General features: G+C 59.4%; 22 protein-coding genes. 14 read left to right on the top strand and 8 right to left on the bottom strand.

The window, feature by feature from the left end; genetic code table 11:
• Nucleotides 1-27: 27 nt before the first annotated feature.
• On the top strand, nt 28-687 hold the full coding sequence (pdeM, locus tag AAZU54_RS21835) for a ligase-associated DNA damage response endonuclease PdeM (protein ID WP_186556223.1): 660 nt from the start codon (nt 28-30) through the stop codon (nt 685-687).
• Here pdeM and AAZU54_RS21830 read toward each other — a convergent pair whose 3' ends face one another.
• Both AAZU54_RS21830 and dcd read right to left on the bottom strand, forming a co-directional pair.
• Nucleotides 688-912 (bottom strand): hypothetical protein, encoded by a 225-nt coding sequence (locus tag AAZU54_RS21830; RefSeq protein ID WP_186556222.1) that lies wholly within the window; start codon nt 910-912, stop codon nt 688-690.
• Between the two features lie 97 nt (nt 913-1,009).
• The gene (gene dcd, locus AAZU54_RS21825; protein ID WP_186556221.1) at nt 1,010-1,576 is read right to left on the bottom strand and encodes a dCTP deaminase; all 567 of its coding nucleotides are present in this window, start codon (nt 1,574-1,576) and stop codon (nt 1,010-1,012) included.
• Nucleotides 1,577-1,903: 327 nt separating this feature from the next.
• Between dcd and AAZU54_RS21820 the strand changes: the two genes are divergently transcribed.
• The gene (locus AAZU54_RS21820) at nt 1,904-2,113 is read left to right on the top strand and encodes a cold-shock protein (protein WP_043197576.1); all 210 of its coding nucleotides are present in this window, start codon (nt 1,904-1,906) and stop codon (nt 2,111-2,113) included.
• A 146-nt stretch (nt 2,114-2,259) separates the two neighbouring features.
• Here the strand turns inward: AAZU54_RS21820 and apbC are convergent, their stop codons facing one another.
• Nucleotides 2,260-3,354 carry an iron-sulfur cluster carrier protein ApbC gene (gene apbC, locus AAZU54_RS21815; protein ID WP_186556220.1) on the bottom strand — a complete coding sequence of 365 codons (1,095 nt, stop codon included), beginning with the start codon at nt 3,352-3,354 and terminating at the stop codon, nt 2,260-2,262.
• Nucleotides 3,355-3,509: 155 nt separating this feature from the next.
• Between apbC and metG the strand changes: the two genes are divergently transcribed.
• The 7 genes from metG to AAZU54_RS21780 all read left to right on the top strand — a co-directional run bounded on the left by metG (nt 3,510) and on the right by AAZU54_RS21780 (nt 9,204).
• The gene (gene metG / locus AAZU54_RS21810; protein WP_434727665.1) at nt 3,510-5,552 is read left to right on the top strand and encodes a methionine--tRNA ligase; all 2,043 of its coding nucleotides are present in this window, start codon (nt 3,510-3,512) and stop codon (nt 5,550-5,552) included.
• 92 nt (nt 5,553-5,644) lie between these two features.
• Complete coding sequence (locus tag AAZU54_RS21805) at nt 5,645-6,193, top strand: Rnf-Nqr domain containing protein (protein WP_186556218.1); 549 nt, start codon at nt 5,645-5,647, stop codon at nt 6,191-6,193.
• The gene (locus AAZU54_RS21800) at nt 6,190-7,161 is read left to right on the top strand and encodes an RnfABCDGE type electron transport complex subunit D (RefSeq protein WP_186556217.1); all 972 of its coding nucleotides are present in this window, start codon (nt 6,190-6,192) and stop codon (nt 7,159-7,161) included. The genes AAZU54_RS21805 and AAZU54_RS21800 overlap by 4 nt, the downstream gene beginning before the upstream one ends.
• Complete coding sequence (locus AAZU54_RS21795) at nt 7,158-7,760, top strand: RnfABCDGE type electron transport complex subunit G (RefSeq protein ID WP_405129586.1); 603 nt, start codon at nt 7,158-7,160, stop codon at nt 7,758-7,760. Before AAZU54_RS21800 ends, AAZU54_RS21795 begins: the two co-directional genes overlap by 4 nt.
• Entirely contained in the window at nt 7,753-8,277 is a 525-nt protein-coding gene (locus AAZU54_RS21790; RefSeq protein WP_186556215.1) for an Rnf-Nqr domain containing protein, read from the top strand. The genes AAZU54_RS21795 and AAZU54_RS21790 overlap by 8 nt, the downstream gene beginning before the upstream one ends.
• A gap of 4 nt (nt 8,278-8,281) precedes the next feature.
• A complete protein-coding gene (gene nth, locus AAZU54_RS21785; protein ID WP_186556214.1) occupies nt 8,282-8,920 on the top strand; it encodes an endonuclease III in 639 nt (212 codons plus the stop codon).
• Between the two features lie 104 nt (nt 8,921-9,024).
• Nucleotides 9,025-9,204 (top strand): PA3496 family putative envelope integrity protein, encoded by a 180-nt coding sequence (locus tag AAZU54_RS21780; RefSeq protein WP_186556213.1) that lies wholly within the window; start codon nt 9,025-9,027, stop codon nt 9,202-9,204.
• Nucleotides 9,205-9,394: 190 nt separating this feature from the next.
• Here the strand turns inward: AAZU54_RS21780 and AAZU54_RS21775 are convergent, their stop codons facing one another.
• Nucleotides 9,395-10,021: a response regulator transcription factor gene (locus tag AAZU54_RS21775; RefSeq protein ID WP_186556212.1), complete on the bottom strand. Its 627-nt coding sequence runs from the start codon at nt 10,019-10,021 to the stop codon at nt 9,395-9,397.
• Between the two features lie 334 nt (nt 10,022-10,355).
• On the opposite strand from AAZU54_RS21775, the gene AAZU54_RS21770 reads away from it, so the two are divergent.
• Nucleotides 10,356-10,826, top strand: a complete 471-nt coding sequence (locus AAZU54_RS21770; RefSeq protein WP_434727664.1) for a hypothetical protein — start codon at nt 10,356-10,358, stop codon at nt 10,824-10,826.
• Nucleotides 10,827-10,877: 51 nt separating this feature from the next.
• On the opposite strand, the gene AAZU54_RS21765 is transcribed toward AAZU54_RS21770, so the two are convergent.
• The gene (locus AAZU54_RS21765) at nt 10,878-12,095 is read right to left on the bottom strand and encodes an argininosuccinate synthase (RefSeq protein ID WP_027594196.1); all 1,218 of its coding nucleotides are present in this window, start codon (nt 12,093-12,095) and stop codon (nt 10,878-10,880) included.
• Between the two features lie 266 nt (nt 12,096-12,361).
• Complete coding sequence (locus AAZU54_RS21760) at nt 12,362-13,309, bottom strand: flagellar protein MotY (protein WP_186556210.1); 948 nt, start codon at nt 13,307-13,309, stop codon at nt 12,362-12,364.
• Nucleotides 13,310-13,439: 130 nt separating this feature from the next.
• Between AAZU54_RS21760 and pyrC the strand changes: the two genes are divergently transcribed.
• On the top strand, nt 13,440-14,486 hold the full coding sequence (gene pyrC, locus AAZU54_RS21755) for a dihydroorotase (protein WP_186556209.1): 1,047 nt from the start codon (nt 13,440-13,442) through the stop codon (nt 14,484-14,486).
• Nucleotides 14,487-14,542: 56 nt separating this feature from the next.
• Nucleotides 14,543-15,154 (top strand): ribonuclease T, encoded by a 612-nt coding sequence (gene rnt / locus AAZU54_RS21750; RefSeq protein WP_189661901.1) that lies wholly within the window; start codon nt 14,543-14,545, stop codon nt 15,152-15,154.
• A 135-nt stretch (nt 15,155-15,289) separates the two neighbouring features.
• On the opposite strand, the gene AAZU54_RS21745 is transcribed toward rnt, so the two are convergent.
• Nucleotides 15,290-15,892 carry a peroxiredoxin gene (locus tag AAZU54_RS21745; RefSeq protein ID WP_112897608.1) on the bottom strand — a complete coding sequence of 201 codons (603 nt, stop codon included), beginning with the start codon at nt 15,890-15,892 and terminating at the stop codon, nt 15,290-15,292.
• 211 nt (nt 15,893-16,103) lie between these two features.
• Between AAZU54_RS21745 and AAZU54_RS21740 the strand changes: the two genes are divergently transcribed.
• Entirely contained in the window at nt 16,104-16,325 is a 222-nt protein-coding gene (locus AAZU54_RS21740; RefSeq protein ID WP_186556207.1) for a bacterioferritin-associated ferredoxin, read from the top strand.
• A 203-nt stretch (nt 16,326-16,528) separates the two neighbouring features.
• Nucleotides 16,529-17,002: a bacterioferritin gene (gene bfr, locus AAZU54_RS21735; protein WP_186556206.1), complete on the top strand. Its 474-nt coding sequence runs from the start codon at nt 16,529-16,531 to the stop codon at nt 17,000-17,002.
• Between the two features lie 87 nt (nt 17,003-17,089).
• On the opposite strand, the gene grxD is transcribed toward bfr, so the two are convergent.
• Nucleotides 17,090-17,425 carry a Grx4 family monothiol glutaredoxin gene (gene grxD, locus AAZU54_RS21730; protein ID WP_054899444.1) on the bottom strand — a complete coding sequence of 112 codons (336 nt, stop codon included), beginning with the start codon at nt 17,423-17,425 and terminating at the stop codon, nt 17,090-17,092.
• Nucleotides 17,426-17,764: the final 339 nt, after the last annotated feature.

Here is a 17,764-nt window from a genome sequence, read left to right as displayed (position 1 = left end):
CATCGTCAACGATCCTGAAGGAGTGTCATGGGCCAGCACCTGGTAATCGAACACTGTGGCGAAACCCTCTGGCTGCTACCGGACAAGGCCCTGTATTGGCCTGCCCGACGCGCCTTGCTGGTGGCCGACGTGCACATCGGCAAAGCCGCAAGCTTTCGCGCGCTGCATCAACCGGTGCCTCGCGGCACCACCGACGCCACGCTTGCCCGACTGGATGTATTGCTCAATACCTACGATTGCGAGCAGTTGATCGTGCTGGGCGACTTTCTCCATGCGCGCCCGGCGCGCGCACCGACCATCGTCGCCAAGCTCACGGCTTGGCGCCAGCGTCATCGCCACCTGCGCATGGTGTTGGTACGCGGCAATCACGACCGCCACGCTGGGGATCCACCAGCAGAGCTGGGCATCGCGATCAAGGATGAACCCTGGCTTCTGCCGCCCTTTGCCTTGCAGCACGAACCGACCGCGAACCCGACCCACCCCGTGTTGGCGGGGCACATCCATCCGGTCTTCATTCTGCGCGGCAAAGCCCGTCAGCGCTTGCGCCTGCCGTGTTTTCTGATTGACGAACAGGTCAGCTTATTGCCCGCCTTTGGTGAATTCACCGGCGGCTGGACGGTCGAGCCGCATGCCGCCACCCGCGTGTTTCTCGCGGGGGCTGAGCAGGTCTGGGCGCTGCAGCGCTGATCAGGCTACAGGGGCTGGAGGCGGCTCATCGGGCAGGGTTGGCTCGCCCGGTTCCATCGGTGGATGCTCACCAGGTTCGGGCGGCTGCGGGGTGTCGGGATCAGGCTGGTGCGGCACGCCACCGGCTTGCAGCGGCGGATGGGCCAGCAGTGACCATGCAAGCAACCCGATCTGATTGGGCTGCAGGACGGCCAGCTTCGCACTGATTGCGGGATTGAGTTTCATAGACAGCTCCTGACGAGAGCCAGCGCACGTCATGCGCGCTGGAACTGTTCACTCGTTGGAGTGCCAGGCGGGGCAGGAATTCCCCGCGCTCGTCGGCTCAGGTGCGCGGCAGGGTGACGCCACGCTGGCCCTGGTACTTGCCACCGCGGTCCTTGTAGGACACTTCACACTCTTCGTCGGACTCCAGGAACAGCATCTGCGCCACGCCTTCATTGGCGTAGATCTTCGCCGGCAGCGTGGTGGTGTTGGAGAACTCGAGGGTTACATGGCCTTCCCACTCGGGCTCGAGCGGGGTGACGTTGACGATGATGCCGCAGCGGGCATAGGTGCTCTTGCCCAGGCAGATGGTCAGCACATTGCGTGGAATGCGGAAGTATTCGACGGTGCGGGCCAAGGCAAAGGAGTTCGGCGGGATGATGCAGACGTCGCTCTTGACGTCGACAAAGCTGCCGGCATCGAAGTTCTTCGGATCGACGGTGGCCGAATTGATGTTGGTGAAGACTTTGAATTCGTCAGCGCAGCGTACGTCGTAGCCATAGCTGGAGACGCCGAAGGAGATCACCCGGCTGTCTGCCTCGCCGCGCATCTGGCGCTCGACGAACGGTTCGATCATGCCGTGTTCCTGCGCCATGCGGCGAATCCACTTATCCGATTTGATGCTCATGGCGGGGGGTGTCCTGAGAGTGCGAGGTAAAAAACAAGATGCGCATCTTACCGGTCCCGGCGTCTGGGTTAAAGTTCCATGCCGTATCCCGCGCCGGACGGGGCTTGCGGCCGCCGTCGATCCGAATTTCATCAAACCGGCTTTTGACCATTGGCAGGTCGCGGAAAGTGGGTTAAGGTGACGCCACTGTGCTGCACGTGACACCGAGAATCTCTAGTTTGATGCACGATTTCCATCGGCCCATCGCTGAATTTTCCTACTCTTTGCACTCAGTCCGGCCAGGGCGTTTCCTGTGCCGAAATTTACTTTGTCCAAGGAGACAGACACATGTCCAACCGTCAATCCGGTACCGTCAAGTGGTTCAACGATGAGAAAGGCTACGGCTTCATCACCCCTCAGTCGGGTGACGACCTGTTCGTGCACTTCAAAGCCATCCAAGCTGACGGCTTCAAGACCCTGAAAGAAGGCCAAGCTGTTACTTTCGTCGCTACCCGCGGCCAGAAAGGCATGCAGGCTGAAGAAGTTCAACTGGCCTAATCCAGTTTAGCTTCAAGAAAAACCCGCCTTTTGGCGGGTTTTTTTGTGCCTGCAAAAACATCCAGCTGCTGGGCAAGTAGGAGCGGGCTGGCCTACGACAGCGTCAGCACGTGCGACGCTATCGCGGGGCAAGCCCGCTCCCACGGTCAGTCTTCGCTGATGGTGATGTTGGGCATTGCCGGTGCTGCGGCTTCCTGCTGCACGATCCGCGCACCGACGTGCCGCGCCAGCTCTTGATAGACCATGGCGATCTGGCTTTCCGGTTCAGCGATCGCAGTTGGCTTGCCGCTATCGGCCTGCTCACGGATCAGCATCGACAGCGGCAGCGAGGCCAGCACTTCGACCCCGTATTGGGCGGCCAGCTTGGCGCCACCGCCTTCACCGAACAGATGCTCGGCATGCCCGCAGTTCGAGCAGATATGCACGGCCATGTTCTCGACCACGCCCAGCACCGGAATGTTGACCTTGCGGAACATTTCCACGCCCTTCCTGGCATCGAGCAGCGCCAGGTCTTGCGGGGTGGTGACGATCACCGAACCTGCCACCGGCACTTTCTGCGCCAGGGTCAGCTGGATGTCCCCGGTGCCGGGTGGCATGTCGATCACCAGGTAATCGAGATCATCCCAGGCGGTCTGGGTCACCAGTTGCAGCAGCGCCCCGGACACCATCGGACCGCGCCAGACCATCGGCGTGTTGTCGTCGGTCAGAAACGCCATGGACATCACTTCAACACCATGGGCCTTGAGCGGCACGAACCACTTCTGGTCACGGATCTGCGGACGGGTACCTTCGGCGATGCCGAACATCACCCCTTGGCTCGGGCCATAGATGTCGGCGTCCAGGATACCTACCCGAGCACCTTCGCGGGCCAGGGCCAAGGCGAGGTTGGCGGCGGTGGTCGATTTACCCACCCCTCCCTTGCCCGATGCCACGGCAATGATGTTCTTGACGTTGGCCATGCCTGGGACTTGTGCCTGGGCCTTGTGCGCAGCGATCACGCAGTCGATGGCCACGTGCGCAGCCTCCACCCCGTCAAGATTGCCAATGGCCGTTTCCAATACCTGGGCCCAGCCGTTCTTGAACAGGCCTGCGGCATAGCCCAGCTGCAGCTGGACCTTGACCTGCCCGCCCTGGATATCGATGGCGCGCACGCAACCGGCACTGACCGGGTCTTGGTTCAGGTATGGGTCGGTGTACTGGCGGAGCACGCCTTCGACGGCGGCACGTGTGACGGCACTCATGGAGACTCCCATTGGCAAACTGAATGTGGAACAGACGCTTATGCTAACCCGTCAATCGTCTAGAGATGCGTGCTTGGGGTGAAATATATTCGCCAGCCCTTTATAGTGGCCGATCATCCATTTTTTTCCGTAGCCAGATAAGTAGCCGAGCCACCATGTCCGAGCCACGTCAGATTCTCGTCACCAGCGCCCTGCCCTATGCCAATGGTTCTATCCACCTTGGCCATATGCTGGAGTACATCCAGACGGATATGTGGGTTCGCTTCCAGAAGCTACGTGGCAACCAGTGCATCTATGTCTGCGCTGACGATGCCCATGGCTCGGCGATCATGCTGCGTGCCGAAAAAGAAGGCATCACCCCTGAGCAGTTGATTGCCAACGTCCAGGCCGAGCACAGCGGCGACTTCGCTGAGTTCTTGGTCGACTTCGACAACTTCCACTCGACCCACAGCGAAGAAAACCGCGAGCTGTCGAGCCTGATCTACACCCGTCTGCGCGAAGCCGGCCACATCGCCAATCGCTCGGTCACCCAGTATTTCGACCCTGAGAAGGGCATGTTCTTGGCCGACCGCTTCATCAAGGGCACCTGCCCTAAATGCGCGGCCGAAGACCAGTACGGCGACAACTGCGAAAAGTGCGGCGCCACCTACGCGCCAACCGAGCTGAAGAACCCCAAGTCGGCCATCTCTGGTGCCACTCCGGTCCTTAACGACTCCCAGCACTTCTTCTTCAAGCTGCCAGACTTCCAGGCCATGCTGCAGCAATGGACCCGTAGCGGCACCTTGCAGGATGCGGTCGCCAACAAACTCGCCGAATGGTTGGACTCGGGCCTGCAAGAGTGGGATATCTCCCGCGATGCGCCGTACTTCGGCTTCGAGATCCCCGGCGAGCCTGGCAAGTACTTCTATGTCTGGCTGGACGCACCGATCGGCTACATGGCCAGCTTCAAGAACCTCTGCGCACGCCGTCCGGAACTGGACTTCGATGCGTTCTGGAAAGAAGACTCCAGCGCCGAGCTGTACCACTTCATCGGCAAGGACATCGTCAACTTCCACGCCCTGTTCTGGCCAGCCATGCTTGAAGGCGCAGGCTTCCGCAAGCCTACCGCGATCAACGTGCACGGATACCTGACCGTCAACGGCGCGAAGATGTCCAAGTCGCGCGGCACCTTCATCAAGGCGCGCACCTACCTCGATCACCTGGCCCCGGAATACCTGCGCTACTACTACGCATCCAAGCTGGGCCGTGGCGTCGATGACCTGGACCTGAACCTGGAAGACTTCGTGCAGAAGGTCAACTCTGACCTGGTCGGCAAAGTGGTGAACATCGCCAGCCGCTGCGCAGGCTTCATCCACAAGGGCAACGAAGGTGTACTGGTAGCGGGCGACGCCGCGCCGGAGCTGAGCGAGGCGTTCCTCGCCGCGGCGCCGTCGATCGCCGAAGCCTATGAAGCGCGCGATTTTGCCCGCGCCATGCGCGAGATCATGGGCCTGGCCGACCGTGCCAACGCCTGGATCGCCGACAAAGCACCATGGTCGCTGGCCAAGCAAGAAGGTAAACAGGACGAAGTGCAGGCGATCTGCGCCCAGGGCGTCAACCTGTTCCGTCAGCTGGTGATCTTCCTCAAGCCAGTACTGCCGGTATTGGCAGCCGACGCCGAGGCGTTCCTGAATGTCGCACCGCTGACCTGGAACGATCACCTGTCGCGCCTGGAAAACCATCAGTTGAACGCCTTCAAACCGCTGATGAGCCGGATCGAGCCAGCCAAGGTCGAAGCCATGGTCGCCGCCAGCAAGGAAGACCTGCTCGCCTCGCAGACTTCCAGCGCACCTGCCGGTAACGGCGAGCTGAGCAAAGAGCCACTGTCGGCAGAAATCGAGTTCGATACCTTCGCCGCCGTCGACCTGCGCGTAGCGTTGATCGTCAAGGCCGAGGCTGTACCAGGCGCTGACAAGCTGCTGCAACTGACCCTGGACATCGGTGACGAGCGTCGTAACGTGTTCTCCGGCATCAAGTCGGCCTACCCTGACCCGTCCAAGCTGGAAGGCCGCCTGACCATGATGGTCGCCAACCTCAAGCCGCGTAAAATGCGCTTTGGCATGTCCGAAGGGATGGTCATGGCTGCCGGCCCTGGCGGTGAAGAAATCTACCTGCTCAGCCCAGACAGCGGCGCCAAGCCGGGTCAACGCATCAAGTAAGTCTCCAGCCCCGGTCTTTGCGCCGGGGCTTTTTCATTCCCCACCCTAGTGCCGGATATACTCAGTGCAGCCCACGGTTTTTCGGCATTCTCATGAGCGACTACGTCCTGGTTCTGGTCAGCGCTGCGCTGATCAATCACCTGTTCCTGCACAAGGGCGCTGCCTCGCGCCTGCAAGTGCATGCGTTCGGCCTCTCCAGCGCAGTGCTGATACTACTTGGGCTGCTCGGCGCGAAGCTGCTCGAAAGCCTCATCTTCACACCATTGCAGATACAGAACCTGGAACTGTTGGCGCTGCTGCCGCTGCTGGCAAGTATTGCCTGGGGCTGGCCAACCCTGCTTGCCCGCCTAAGGCCCGCATGGCCCATCGCAGAGATGCGCCCGGCATTGCTGGTGAATGTAACGCCCCTTGGCTTGGCCTTGCAGCTTAGCGCCGAGCGCAGTGACTGGGTGACGACCCTAGGCTGGGGGCTGACCGGTGGGCTAGGATTTTGGCTGGCGCTGGCTTTGTTCGACGACCTGCGCCAGCGCTGCCAGCATGAAGACGTGCCCGTCACCTTGCGCGGCCTGCCCATCGAGCTGTTGGCCGCCGGGGTCATGGCCATGGCGTTTTCTGGCCTCAATGGATTGTTCACAACATGACCCAGGCGCCTGACCCACGACTGCGCACGGCCATGGGGCTGGTGCTGCTGGCCTGCGTACCGGGCCTGCTGGCACTGCTCTGGCTACAGGGTTGGGGCGTACTGTTCAATCTGATCTTGTGCGCCTGCGCTGCCAGCGCCAGCGAAGCCTTGCTACTCAAGCTGCGCGGGCAACAGCTGTTGCCTTCGCTAGTCGATGGCAGCGCCTTGGTCACGGCAGTGCTACTGGCAGCAGCCTTACCGCCCTATGCGCCGTGGTGGCTTCCAGTGCTTGGCGCAAGTGTCGCCATCGGCATTGGCAAGCAAGCCTTTGGCGGAGTTGGACGCAACCTGTTCAACCCGGCAATGGTCGGTTACGCCTTCGTGCTCTTGAGCTTCCCGCTGCAGATGAACCACTGGCCAGGTCCAATACCGGGATTACCAGAAAGCCTGCAACTGGTGTTTGGCAACGCCAGCATCGATGCCTGGGCCCAGCCCACCGCACTCGATGGCCTGCGCCACAACCGCAGCTTGACCGTCGAAGAGCTGTTTGCCAGGCATCCTGGGTTTGGCAGCATTGGCGCCCGCCCTGGCGAATGGGTCAACCTGGCGTTTCTGCTCGGTGGGTTGTTTTTGCTGCAGCGCAAGGTCTTCAGCTGGCACGCGCCAGTGGGCCTACTGGGTGGGCTGTTGGTGTTCAGCCTGCTAGGCTGGAACGGTTCGGGCTCCGACTCCAATGGCTCACCGCTGCTGCACCTGTTCAGCGGCTCGACCATGCTGGCCGCCTTCTTTATCGCTACCGAGCCCGTGTCCGGCCCCAAGCCTGCGCTGGCGCGGCTATTGTTCGGCATAGGTGCAGGGTTGTTGATCTATCTGATCAGGACTTGGGGCAACTACCCTGACGGCAGCGCCTTCGCCATTTTGCTAATGAACCTTGCAGTGCCGTCCCTCGAACGTCTGGCGATGCGCCGGCAGCAGGCCGCTTCATGAACAGCGTGGCACGCCAGGCCTTGATGCTGACACTGGTCGGCGGTTTGTCACTGGCGGTGGCCGTGGCCTGGTGGCAGCTCACAGAAGAACCCATCGAGCACGCACAGCGCGAGTTGCAGAGCCGTCAGTGGCTGGCGGTATTGCCGGCTGATAGCTACGACAACGATCCTTTGCAGGCCCCACTGCACCTGGAAGATACGCAGCTTGCCCACAGCCAGCTACTTGCAGGCTTTCGCGCCACCCTGTCGGCAAAACCGGTAGCAGTGGTGTTACGCAGCCGCACTCAAGGCTATGCCGGGCCGATAGAGCTGGCTATTGCCATTGCTGCAAATGGGCGCCTGCTCGGCATTGAGGTTTTGCACCAGCAGGAAAGCCCTGGCCTAGGTGATCGCCTGGTCGACCCAGCATTGCGCTGGCTGGATCAATTTATCGGCCGCACGCACTCGGATGCCTGGGCGATCAAACGTGATCAGGGGGATTTCGATCAGCTGGCAGGGGCTACGGTTACTTCTCGCGCGGTGATTGATGCCTTGCAAGATGCCCTGCGCTACTTCGACGAACACCGCGCTTCCCTGATCGAGGGCAATCCTGATGAATAGGTTGTGGTTTTTCAGCGTCAGTTTGCTGCCCCTGCTAGGCGCGACCCGCACACTGCTCCAGGCGGCGGCAATCTGCGGCTGTGCGGTTCTGCTGATGGTTTCTCATCAAGCCTTGTTGACGCCCTTGAGCCGGCAGCTCAGCGGTTACCCCTACCTGCTGGCGAGCGTACTGCTGATCGCAGCACTGACCAGCTGCCTACATATGAGCCTGCATGCCTGGGCACTACCGCTGGCCTTGGCGCTCGGTCACTACCCGCTATTGCTCAGCGTGCAATGCCTGGCAGCCGATCATCTGTTACCCCAGCAAGCACGATGGCGCTCATTGGCCCTGCACCTAGCTGGCTTCGTCACAGCCGGCCTATTGCTCGGTGCGCTGCGCCAGTGGCTGACAAGCAGCACTGATCTGTACCTGGCCAATCTGGCTCCAGGTGCATTGATACTGCTCGGCCTACTGCTTGCCTTGTACAATCGCCTGCGTCCGGGGCCTGCCCCTTCACGTCGTCAAGGAATTCGTTGACCCCATGAATGCTGCCAAACGCCTGGAGATTTTTCGCAGGCTGCACGAAGACAATCCTGATCCGAAGACTGAACTGGCCTACACCACGCCCTTCGAGCTGCTCATCGCAGTGATCCTGTCTGCCCAAGCCACTGATGTCGGGGTCAACAAGGCCACTGCTCGCCTGTATCCAGTTGCCAATACACCTGAGGCGATCTATGCGCTGGGGGTCGAAGGCTTGAGCGAGTACATCCGCACCATCGGCCTGTTCAACAGCAAAGCCAAGAACGTTATCGAGACCTGTCGTTTGTTGATTGAGCTGCATGGCAGCGAGGTGCCGCAAACTCGTGAAGCGCTCGAAGCACTCCCCGGAGTTGGCCGCAAGACCGCCAATGTGGTGCTTAATACCGCTTTCCGCCAACCGGCGATGGCTGTCGACACGCATATCTTTCGGGTCAGCAATCGAACGGGTATCGCACCGGGCAAGACCGTGCTGGAAGTGGAAAAGAAACTGATGAAATTCGTTCCCAAAGATTACCTGCTCGATGCCCATCACTGGCTGATCCTGCACGGCCGCTATGTCTGCCAGGCGCGCAAGCCGCGCTGTGGTAGCTGTCGGATCGAGGACCTGTGCGAGTACAAGCACAAGACCTCCGATGATTGAGCCTATAGGTGAAAACACCGTCGTACGATTGAAAAAATCTTTTTTACCGCGATCGAGTTTCTCGTTATAAGGACGCCCAATGGCCCTTTGGCTTGGAGTAACTCATGAGCACCGATAAAGACGAGCTGTCGATCGACGATGATTTCACCGCTTCCGCTGATGACGAAGCAGAGCCTCAAGTGGAAACCGCAAAGACCAACCTGAGTAAACGCCGCACCATTGATAACATGCTCGAGGAGCGCCGCCTGCAACGCCAGCTGTCCGACTACGACTACGACTTGTAGCGCATCGAATTTTTACTTTACGCAAGCCTGCAGGTGGGGCTGCGTTGCAGCCCAATCGCAGGCTGCCCCAGCTCCCACAAGGCTGTGGTCGAGCAGAAGAACCGGGGCATACGGCCAACCCTGTGGGAGCCGGCGCAGCCTGCGATTGGGCCGCGCAGCGGATCCTTGGCCTTAGGCTTTGTTTGTTCGGTCAGGCCAGGCCATGACGCTGTGCCAGTTCGATCAGATCGACCAACGAGCGGGCGTTGAGCTTGAGTAGCAAACGTGTTTTGTAGGTGCTGACGGTCTTGTTACTCAGAAACATGCTATCGGCAATGTCCTTGTTGCTTTTACCCCGCGCCAATTGCTGCAGCACCATCATTTCCCTGGCCGATAGACGCTCGACCATTTCCACCTCACTGCCGTTATTCAGACTTCCACGGGTTTTGTGCAACGCCTGATTGGGAAAGTAGCTGTAACCGGATAACACCGCCTTTATGGCACTGAGCAGTTCAGTCAGCTCTTGTTGTTTGCACACATATCCGGCGGCGCCAGCCTGCATGCAACGCATGGAAAAATGCCCAGGTGCCTGCGAGGTGAGTACCAGCACTTTACTACCAGGACTGGCCAAGGTCATCCGCGCAATCACCTCGAGCCCATCCAGTTTGGGGATGCCGATATCCAGCACGACGATGTCGGGCAGATGCTCCCGCGTCAGTTGCAAGGCATCCACACCATTGTCAGTTTCCGCCACCACCTCATAGCCATGCCGTTCCATCAGCATGCGCACGGCCAGGCGGATAACAGGATGATCATCCACGATAAGCACTTTATTCATGCGATATCCATTGATTCGTTATTTTTTGCAGGCGTAACAATAACCGAGGAGAACCTTCAATGGGCCTATGAATTGGTCCATAAACGCATGCAAAGATGCGGACTACATAAAATAAGGAATAGTCCTACAAACAAGGTGCGGGTGATTATTTAATCGTTGAGACTTAGGCTAGACACCTCGATGCATTCACCTAGTATTACTCACTCAAAGGAAGCAGCAGAAGACAGAAATCAATTGACACCCGCCACGCCCACCTACCCATGGGAATGACTTCCTTTTGTTTTTAAACGTCATTACAGGTACATATAAAAAAATCCAAGGTAAGGCTGCAGTCATGAACATTGAAAAGGGCCTGGGTCCATTGACGCTTATTGCCATCTTTGCCGGCATCGTTGAAGCCTCGGCCTTGGCTTCGCTGCCGTTTCTCTCTGAAAGCAGTCAGACAATCTACACCTGGTTTTTAGTCGGCTTCCCCTTCTTCTTGACGGTGCTGTTTTTTCTGACGCTGAATTTCAATCACCACTCTCTATATCAGCCCTCGTCACAATCCACGGCCGACAGACACTCTGAGCCCACTGCGAACAATACTGCGCAGCCTCCATTACACGAACCAGACCAATACAATCAAATTATTGCCTTGTCTGGCCCTGAAGCGCAGAAATTCATCGAAACTCACATTTTGCGGACGCTCAGCCACCATCACGCGCAGTCCCGTAGTTGGACTCTGTGCAATTTGGACACACGAATGCGCATCAGGTTGATGGTTCACCCGGTTGCCGATGACGAGGAACTGTCTGGCTTTTGACAGAGACAAAAAAACCCGGCGCAAGGCCGGGTTTTTCAAAACAGCGCGCTATTACAGCAGCGAGCGGCCCTTGTTAGCGGCAATCCGCATGCGCAGGGCGTTAAGCTTGATGAAGCCAGCAGCATCGGCCTGGTTGTAGGCGCCACCGTCTTCTTCGAAGGTCGCAATGTTGGCATCGAACAGTGAATCGTCCGACTTGCGACCAACAACAGTGACGTTGCCCTTGTACAGCTTCAGGCGAACCACGCCATTGACGTTGACCTGGGACGCATCGATCATCTGCTGCAGCATGACCCGCTCTGGGCTCCACCAGTAACCGGTGTAGATCAGGCTGGCGTATTTTGGCATCAGCTCATCTTTGAGGTGAGCGACTTCACGGTCGAGGGTGATCGACTCGATGGCGCGGTGAGCGCGCAGCATGATGGTGCCGCCTGGGGTCTCGTAGCAGCCACGCGACTTCATGCCGACATAACGGTTTTCGACGATGTCCAGGCGACCGATGCCGTTGGCGCCGCCGATGCGGTTCAGGTCAGCCAACACGGTAGCCGGGGACTTCTCGACGCCGTCGATGGCAACGATGTCGCCATTGCGGTAGGTCAGCTCGATGTAGGTTGCCTGGTCTGGTGCGTTCTCTGGCGAGACGCTCCAACGCCACATGTCTTCTTCGTGCTCGGTCCAGGTATCTTCCAGGACACCGCCTTCGTAGGAGATGTGCAGCAGGTTGGCGTCCATCGAGTACGGCGATTTTTTCTTGCCGTGGCGCTCGATCGGGATGCCGTGCTTCTCGGCGTAGTCCATCAGTTTTTCGCGGGACAGCAAGTCCCACTCACGCCATGGGGCGATGACCTTGACACCAGGCTTGAGCGCATAGGCACCCAGCTCGAAGCGCACCTGGTCGTTGCCTTTACCGGTAGCGCCGTGGGAGATAGCGTCGGCGCCGGTTTCGTTGGCGATTTCGATCAAGCGCTTGGCAATCAGCGGACGAGCGATGGAAGTACCCAGCAGGTACTCGCCTTCGTAGACGGTGTTGGCGCGGAACATCGGGAATACGAAGTCACGCACGAATTCTTCGCGCAGGTCGTCGATGTAGATTTCTTTCACGCCCATCGCCTGAGCCTTGGCGCGGGCCGGTTCGACCTCCTCGCCCTGCCCCAGGTCAGCGGTGAAGGTCACCACTTCGCAGTTGTAGGTATCCTGCAGCCACTTGAGAATCACCGAAGTATCAAGGCCGCCGGAATACGCCAGTACGACCTTATTTACGTCCGCCATGCCATCACTCCACGGGGTTGTACGGAAAGCGATTGATTCTACCGGCGTCAGTGACAAATTTACAGTGGGGCGACAGCTTCTGACGACAAAGCGACAGGAACTGTCGACGGCGCGACTAGTGAACAGGTGGCGGTTTTAGCGGTGACTGGCGCGGGGGCCGCTTTGCGACCCTTTCGCGGGCGAGCCCGCTCCTACAGGCGTTGCGGCGCGCTCAGGTTCAGCGCTGAAGCTGAGCAATGGTCTGGTCGCGACCCTTGGGATGTCGATCAGAGTTGTTTGGCGGCAGGCGCAGCAGCGGGCGCTGAAGTCGGAGCCGGCGCAGCAGGTGCCTGCTCAACAGGCTTCTCGACCGGTTTCTCAATCGGTGCAACCCGATCCAGCTCAATGTTCACCCGACGGTTACGCGCACGATTGGCGGCGCTGTTGTTCTTGGCCAGCGGATACCGCTCGCCATGGAATCGCACGGTGATCTGCTCTTCGGGCACGCCATGCGCCTTCAGGTAGTCAGCTACCGCCAGGGCTCGGCGCCGCGAATTTTCCCGATTGGTCAGGCGATTGCCGCTGTTGTCGGAGTGGCCGTTGAGCTCGATGTGATTTACCGACGGGTCTGCCTTGAGGTAATCGAGGATCACATCCAGTCGCGCCCGAGCATTGCTGTCCAGATCGACCCCGGCCGGGAAACCGACTTGGGTCTGGCGAATCTGGTCGTAGTTCATTGGCAGCAACTTACCGGCACACGCCTGATAATCGCTGTAGGCCTTGGCGAAGCTTACCGGCAGTACTCGCACTTCCATGGCCCGGCCGCCTTCGCCGGTGTAGTTGCGCACCACCGTGCTGCGCCCATCGAGCAGGCCATTGATCAGACGACTGGCCTGGCCCTGGGACGAGGTGAACAGCACGCCGGTACGCGCCATACGCACGGCGCCCAGGTTGATATCGCCACGCCCAGGCTGCCAAGGCGCCGCTGCAGCGAGCAAAGTGGCCGAACCCGCTCCCAACACGTTGCTGTTGGAACGCAGCCGGAAGGTCGGCTGCTCGCCGGCGCGCCGCACGAACTCGCCGCTGCCAAAGCCTTCGATCGGCTGGACCAATCGGCACTCGAACTGGTCACCCTCGACCGTCCAGGCGATGTTCTCCATCCGAGTCTGGAAGGTCAGTGCACCGGCCGGCAGGCTGGCAAACAGAGTGAACAGGGCTAGGTAACGCTGGCGCACGGGCGGCTCCACAAATTCTGACGGCTTACCTGCAGGCTATCGGTCGGCTGGCGGAAAACTTGATAGCCGTGCTCGTCCAAGGGTTTTCCGGTAGCATTCACCCTTGAGTTCGACCCGCCTGGAATTCCCAATGTCCGACCGCCTGACCCTCCTGCGTCCCGACGACTGGCACATCCATCTGCGCGATGGTGCCGTCTTGCCTCACACCGTTGGTGACGTGGCGCGCACCTTCGCCCGTGCCATCATCATGCCCAACCTGGTCCCGCCGGTGCGCGACGCCGCCGAGGCTGACGCCTACCGCCAGCGCATCCTTGCCGCTCGTCCGGCAGGCAGCCGCTTCGAGCCGCTGATGGTGCTGTACCTCACCGACCGCACCAGCCCTGACGACATCCGCGCGGCCAAGGCCAGTGGCTTCGTGTACGCCGCCAAGCTCTACCCGGCTGGCGCCACGACCAACTCCGATTCCGGCGTGACCAGCATCGATAACATCTTCCCGGCTATCGAAGCCTTGGCCGAAACCGGCATGCCATTGCTGGTACACGGCGAAGTGACCCGTGCCGAGATCGACGTGTTCGACCGCGAGAAACGCTTCATCGACGAGCACATGCGTCGTCTGGTCGAGCGCTTCCCGACGCTCAAGGTGGTGTTCGAGCACATCACCACGGCCGATGCTGCGCAGTTCGTCACTGAGGCCCCAGCCAACGTTGGCGCGACCATTACCGCCCAGCACTTGTTGTACAACCGCAACCACATGCTGGTCGGCGGTATTCGTCCGCATTTCTACTGCCTGCCGATCCTCAAGCGCAACACCCATCAGGTGGCGCTGCTGGACGCCGCTACCAGTGGCAATCCCAAGTTCTTCCTCGGCACCGACTCGGCGCCGCACGCCCAGCATGCCAAGGAAGCCGCCTGTGGCTGCGCCGGTTGCTACACCGCCTATGCGGCAATCGAGATGTACGCCGAGGCGTTTGAGCAGCGCAACGCGCTGGACAAGCTCGAAGGCTTTGCCAGCCTGCACGGCCCCGCCTTCTACGGCCTGCCGGCGAACACCGACACCATTACCCTGGTCCGCGAAGAGTGGACTGCGCCAAGCAGCCTGCCGTTTGGCGACAACACTGTGATTCCGCTGCGCGCCGGTGAAAAACTGCGCTGGCGCCTGCTGGAGGAAAACGCGTGAGCGAAGATCTGTACGAAGACGACCAGGAAGGTCAAACCGGCGGTCCTCGCCACCCGATGGCCGAGCGCTTCCGGGGTTACCTGCCAGTAGTGGTGGATGTCGAGACTGGCGGCTTCAACAGCGCCACCGACGCGCTGCTGGAGATCGCCGCAGTTACCATCGGCATGGATGAGAAGGGCTTCCTGTTCCCGGAGCACACCTATTTCTTCCGCGTCGAGCCGTTCGAAGGCGCCAACATCGAAGCGGCCGCCCTGGAGTTCACCGGAATCAAGCTCGATCACCCACTGCGCATGGCCGTGAGTGAGGAAAGCGCGCTGACCGATATCTTCCGTGGCGTGCGCAAGGCGCTCAAGGCCAACGGCTGCAAGCGGGCGATCCTGGTTGGTCACAACAGCAGCTTCGACCTGGGTTTTCTCAACGCCGCAGTGGCGCGCAACGACCTCAAGCGCAACCCGTTCCATCCGTTCTCCAGCTTCGACACCGCCACCCTGGCCGGCCTTGCCTATGGCCAGACCGTACTGGCGCGGGCCTGCCAGAGCGCGGACATCGACTTCGATGGTCGTGAGGCGCATTCGGCCCGTTACGACACCGAGAAGACCGCCGAGCTGTTCTGCGGCATCGTCAACCGCTGGAAAGAGATGGGCGGCTGGCGCGACTTCAACGATTGATCCCAAGGCCGCACCGCGGGGCCAGGCCGCTGCCACATATTCATTACGAGAGTGGCAGTAGCCGTGCTGCGCGATAGGGCTTTGAGCACGCATAAAAAAACCGGCCACTTAGGCCGGTTTTTTTATGCGTGGCGCTTACAGCTTGCCAGCATTCTCGCTCAGGTAGGCAGCAACGCCTTCTGGCGAAGCGTTCATGCCTTTGTCGCCTTTTTTCCAGTTGGCAGGGCAAACTTCACCGTGCTCTTCGTGGAATTGCAGGGCGTCAACCAGACGCAGCAGCTCGTCCATGTTACGGCCCAGCGGCAGGTCGTTGACGATCTGCGAACGAACAACGCCGTTCTTGTCGATCAGGAAGGCGCCACGGAAAGCTACGCCGCCTTCGGACTCGACGTCGTAGGCTTTGCAGATTTCGTGGGTGATGTCAGCTGCCAGGGTGTACTTGACCTGGCCGATGCCGCCGTTGTTGACCGGGGTGTTACGCCAGGCGTTGTGAGTGAAGTGCGAGTCGATCGACACGCCGATCACTTCCACGCCGCGGGCAGCGAAGTCTGGGATGCGGTTGTCCAGAGCGATCAGCTCGGACGGGCAGACGAAGGTGAAGTCCAGCGGGTAGAAGAACACCAGGCCGTACTTGCCCTTGATGGCCGAGGCCAGGTTGAAGCTGTCGACGATTTCGCCGTTGCCCAGTACAGCTGGAACGGTGAAGTCGGGGGCTTGTTTACCAACGAGTACGCTCATTCGTTAACTCCTGATGATGGTGAAAAATCGTTGCCCGCACGCTGACAGCGCCAGGCATCCAACAAAGGCCGCCCATCATACACAGGTTCGAGTGACAGTCCGAATCCAACCGCCGGTCGCTCAAGCTGGGTGCTTTCAGAAAGCACTTTGACAAGCATTCTCATTACCATTAAGCTCCAATCCATCGACTCAACCCGCGATGGTCAGCCCTATGTATGTGTGTCTTTGTGTCGGCGTGACCGACGGACAGATCCGCGATGCGATCTACGAAGGATGCTGCAGCTACAAGGAAGTTCGAGCCGCCACCAATGTGGCCAGCCAATGTGGCAAGTGTGCCTGCCTCGCCAAGCAGGTGGTCCGCGAGACCCTGACCGACCTTCAGGTCAGCCAGCAAGCCGCCCTGCCCTACCCCGTTGAATTTAATGCGGCGTGAAATACCAGCGAATTTGAAGAACCGGACCTCGTGTCCGGTTTTTTTATGCCTGTAATTCAATAAGTTAGCGTTCTAACGCGGTTCACAAACATTCTTATTCCGATTAAATTTCATTTATTATTCAATAACTTAGGTTTGACAGCAGTAGTTGTCGGGCTCAAACTTCTCTGTATTGGCATACCTCACAGGGCAGGAACCCGGACATGAAAGGCGACGTAAGCGTCATCCAGCATCTCAACAAGATCCTCGGAAACGAGCTGGTCGCGATCAACCAGTATTTCCTGCACGCACGCATGTACGAAGATTGGGGCCTGAACAAGCTCGGCAAGCACGAGTACAAGGAATCGATCGATGAGATGAAGCACGCTGACAAATTGATCAAGCGTATTCTCTTCCTCGAAGGCATCCCAAACGTTCAAGACCTGGGCAAATTGCTGATCGGCGAGCACACCAAGGAAATGCTTGAGTGTGACCTGAAGATCGAGCAAAAAGGCCTGACCGACCTCAAAGCCGCCATCGCCCATTGCGAAACGGTCGGCGACTTCGGCTCGCGTGAAATGCTCGAAGACATCCTCGAATCCGAGGAAGAACACATCGATTGGCTGGAAACCCAGCTGAGCCTGATCGATAAGATCGGCATCGAGAACTACCTGCAATCGCAGATGGGCGAAGAATAATCTTCTCCCAGATACGAAAAAGCCCCGCCAGTGCGGGGCTTTTTCGTATCTGCCAGAGCGGCGTGACCGCTCCGGCATCAATGTGTATCAGGCTTCGGAAGCCTTGGCCTTGGCGGCTGCTTCCTTGATCAGCGTTTGCAGCTCACCTTTCTCGAACATCTCGAGCACGATGTCGCTGCCGCCGACCAGCTCACCGGCTACCCACAGTTGCGGGAAGGTTGGCCAGTTGGCGTACTTGGGCAGGTTGGCGCGAATTTCTGGGTTCTGCAGGATGTCGACGTAGGCGAACTTCTCGCCGCACTGCATGACGGCCTGCGAGGCACGGGACGAGAAGCCGCACTGCGGGGCGTTCGGCGAGCCTTTCATGTAAAGCAGAATGGTGTTGTTGGCAATCTGCTCTTTGATTGTTTCGATGATATCCATGGAACACCTCGTCTGAACTTTCCGACTCGATGGTCGGCACGGTGACGCATTGTATCGGAAAGCTCAGCGGTGGGTCGACCAGCGTGCGGACAGATCGACCAATGCGTTGTAGCCACCACCGTTATCGCGGGGCAAGCCCGCTCCCACGCAAGCGCTCGTAGAGCTTACAGCACCTGAGTTGGAGCAGTTCGGGCAGCATTTGCGAAGGATGGTAGACGGTTCAGTCCTCGACAACCCCTATCAACGTGGGGCAAGCCCGCTCCCACGCATGCGCTCGTGGACCTTACAGCACCTGAGTTGGAGCAGTTAGGGCAGCATTTGCGAAGGATGGTGGACGGG

Source organism: Pseudomonas sp. Je.1.5.c (genome assembly GCF_051129895.1).
GTDB lineage: Bacteria > Pseudomonadota > Gammaproteobacteria > Pseudomonadales > Pseudomonadaceae > Aquipseudomonas > Aquipseudomonas urmiensis.
This window is presented reverse-complemented; position numbering and strand designations above follow the sequence as displayed.

What these genes read in the sequence shown, in the direction of transcription:
- AAZU54_RS21800 (WP_186556217.1), top strand. Translation starts at nt 6,190, where the DNA reads ATGACCCAGGCGCCTGACCCACGACTGCGCACGGCCATGGGGCTGGTG.
- rnt (WP_189661901.1), top strand. Translation starts at nt 14,543, where the DNA reads ATGGCCGAGCGCTTCCGGGGTTACCTGCCAGTAGTGGTGGATGTCGAG.
- AAZU54_RS21770 (WP_434727664.1), top strand. Translation starts at nt 10,356, where the DNA reads ATGAACATTGAAAAGGGCCTGGGTCCATTGACGCTTATTGCCATCTTT.
- nth (WP_186556214.1), top strand. Translation starts at nt 8,282, where the DNA reads ATGAATGCTGCCAAACGCCTGGAGATTTTTCGCAGGCTGCACGAAGAC.
- AAZU54_RS21805 (WP_186556218.1), top strand. Translation starts at nt 5,645, where the DNA reads ATGAGCGACTACGTCCTGGTTCTGGTCAGCGCTGCGCTGATCAATCAC.
- pyrC (WP_186556209.1), top strand. Translation starts at nt 13,440, where the DNA reads ATGTCCGACCGCCTGACCCTCCTGCGTCCCGACGACTGGCACATCCAT.
- AAZU54_RS21790 (WP_186556215.1), top strand. Translation starts at nt 7,753, where the DNA reads ATGAATAGGTTGTGGTTTTTCAGCGTCAGTTTGCTGCCCCTGCTAGGC.
- bfr (WP_186556206.1), top strand. Translation starts at nt 16,529, where the DNA reads ATGAAAGGCGACGTAAGCGTCATCCAGCATCTCAACAAGATCCTCGGA.
- AAZU54_RS21775 (WP_186556212.1), bottom strand. Translation starts at nt 10,021, where the DNA reads ATGAATAAAGTGCTTATCGTGGATGATCATCCTGTTATCCGCCTGGCC.
- AAZU54_RS21765 (WP_027594196.1), bottom strand. Translation starts at nt 12,095, where the DNA reads ATGGCGGACGTAAATAAGGTCGTACTGGCGTATTCCGGCGGCCTTGAT.
- AAZU54_RS21745 (WP_112897608.1), bottom strand. Translation starts at nt 15,892, where the DNA reads ATGAGCGTACTCGTTGGTAAACAAGCCCCCGACTTCACCGTTCCAGCT.
- grxD (WP_054899444.1), bottom strand. Translation starts at nt 17,425, where the DNA reads ATGGATATCATCGAAACAATCAAAGAGCAGATTGCCAACAACACCATT.
- pdeM (WP_186556223.1), top strand. Translation starts at nt 28, where the DNA reads ATGGGCCAGCACCTGGTAATCGAACACTGTGGCGAAACCCTCTGGCTG.
- AAZU54_RS21820 (WP_043197576.1), top strand. Translation starts at nt 1,904, where the DNA reads ATGTCCAACCGTCAATCCGGTACCGTCAAGTGGTTCAACGATGAGAAA.
- AAZU54_RS21780 (WP_186556213.1), top strand. Translation starts at nt 9,025, where the DNA reads ATGAGCACCGATAAAGACGAGCTGTCGATCGACGATGATTTCACCGCT.
- metG (WP_434727665.1), top strand. Translation starts at nt 3,510, where the DNA reads ATGTCCGAGCCACGTCAGATTCTCGTCACCAGCGCCCTGCCCTATGCC.
- dcd (WP_186556221.1), bottom strand. Translation starts at nt 1,576, where the DNA reads ATGAGCATCAAATCGGATAAGTGGATTCGCCGCATGGCGCAGGAACAC.
- AAZU54_RS21830 (WP_186556222.1), bottom strand. Translation starts at nt 912, where the DNA reads ATGAAACTCAATCCCGCAATCAGTGCGAAGCTGGCCGTCCTGCAGCCC.
- AAZU54_RS21740 (WP_186556207.1), top strand. Translation starts at nt 16,104, where the DNA reads ATGTATGTGTGTCTTTGTGTCGGCGTGACCGACGGACAGATCCGCGAT.
- apbC (WP_186556220.1), bottom strand. Translation starts at nt 3,354, where the DNA reads ATGAGTGCCGTCACACGTGCCGCCGTCGAAGGCGTGCTCCGCCAGTAC.
- AAZU54_RS21795 (WP_405129586.1), top strand. Translation starts at nt 7,158, where the DNA reads ATGAACAGCGTGGCACGCCAGGCCTTGATGCTGACACTGGTCGGCGGT.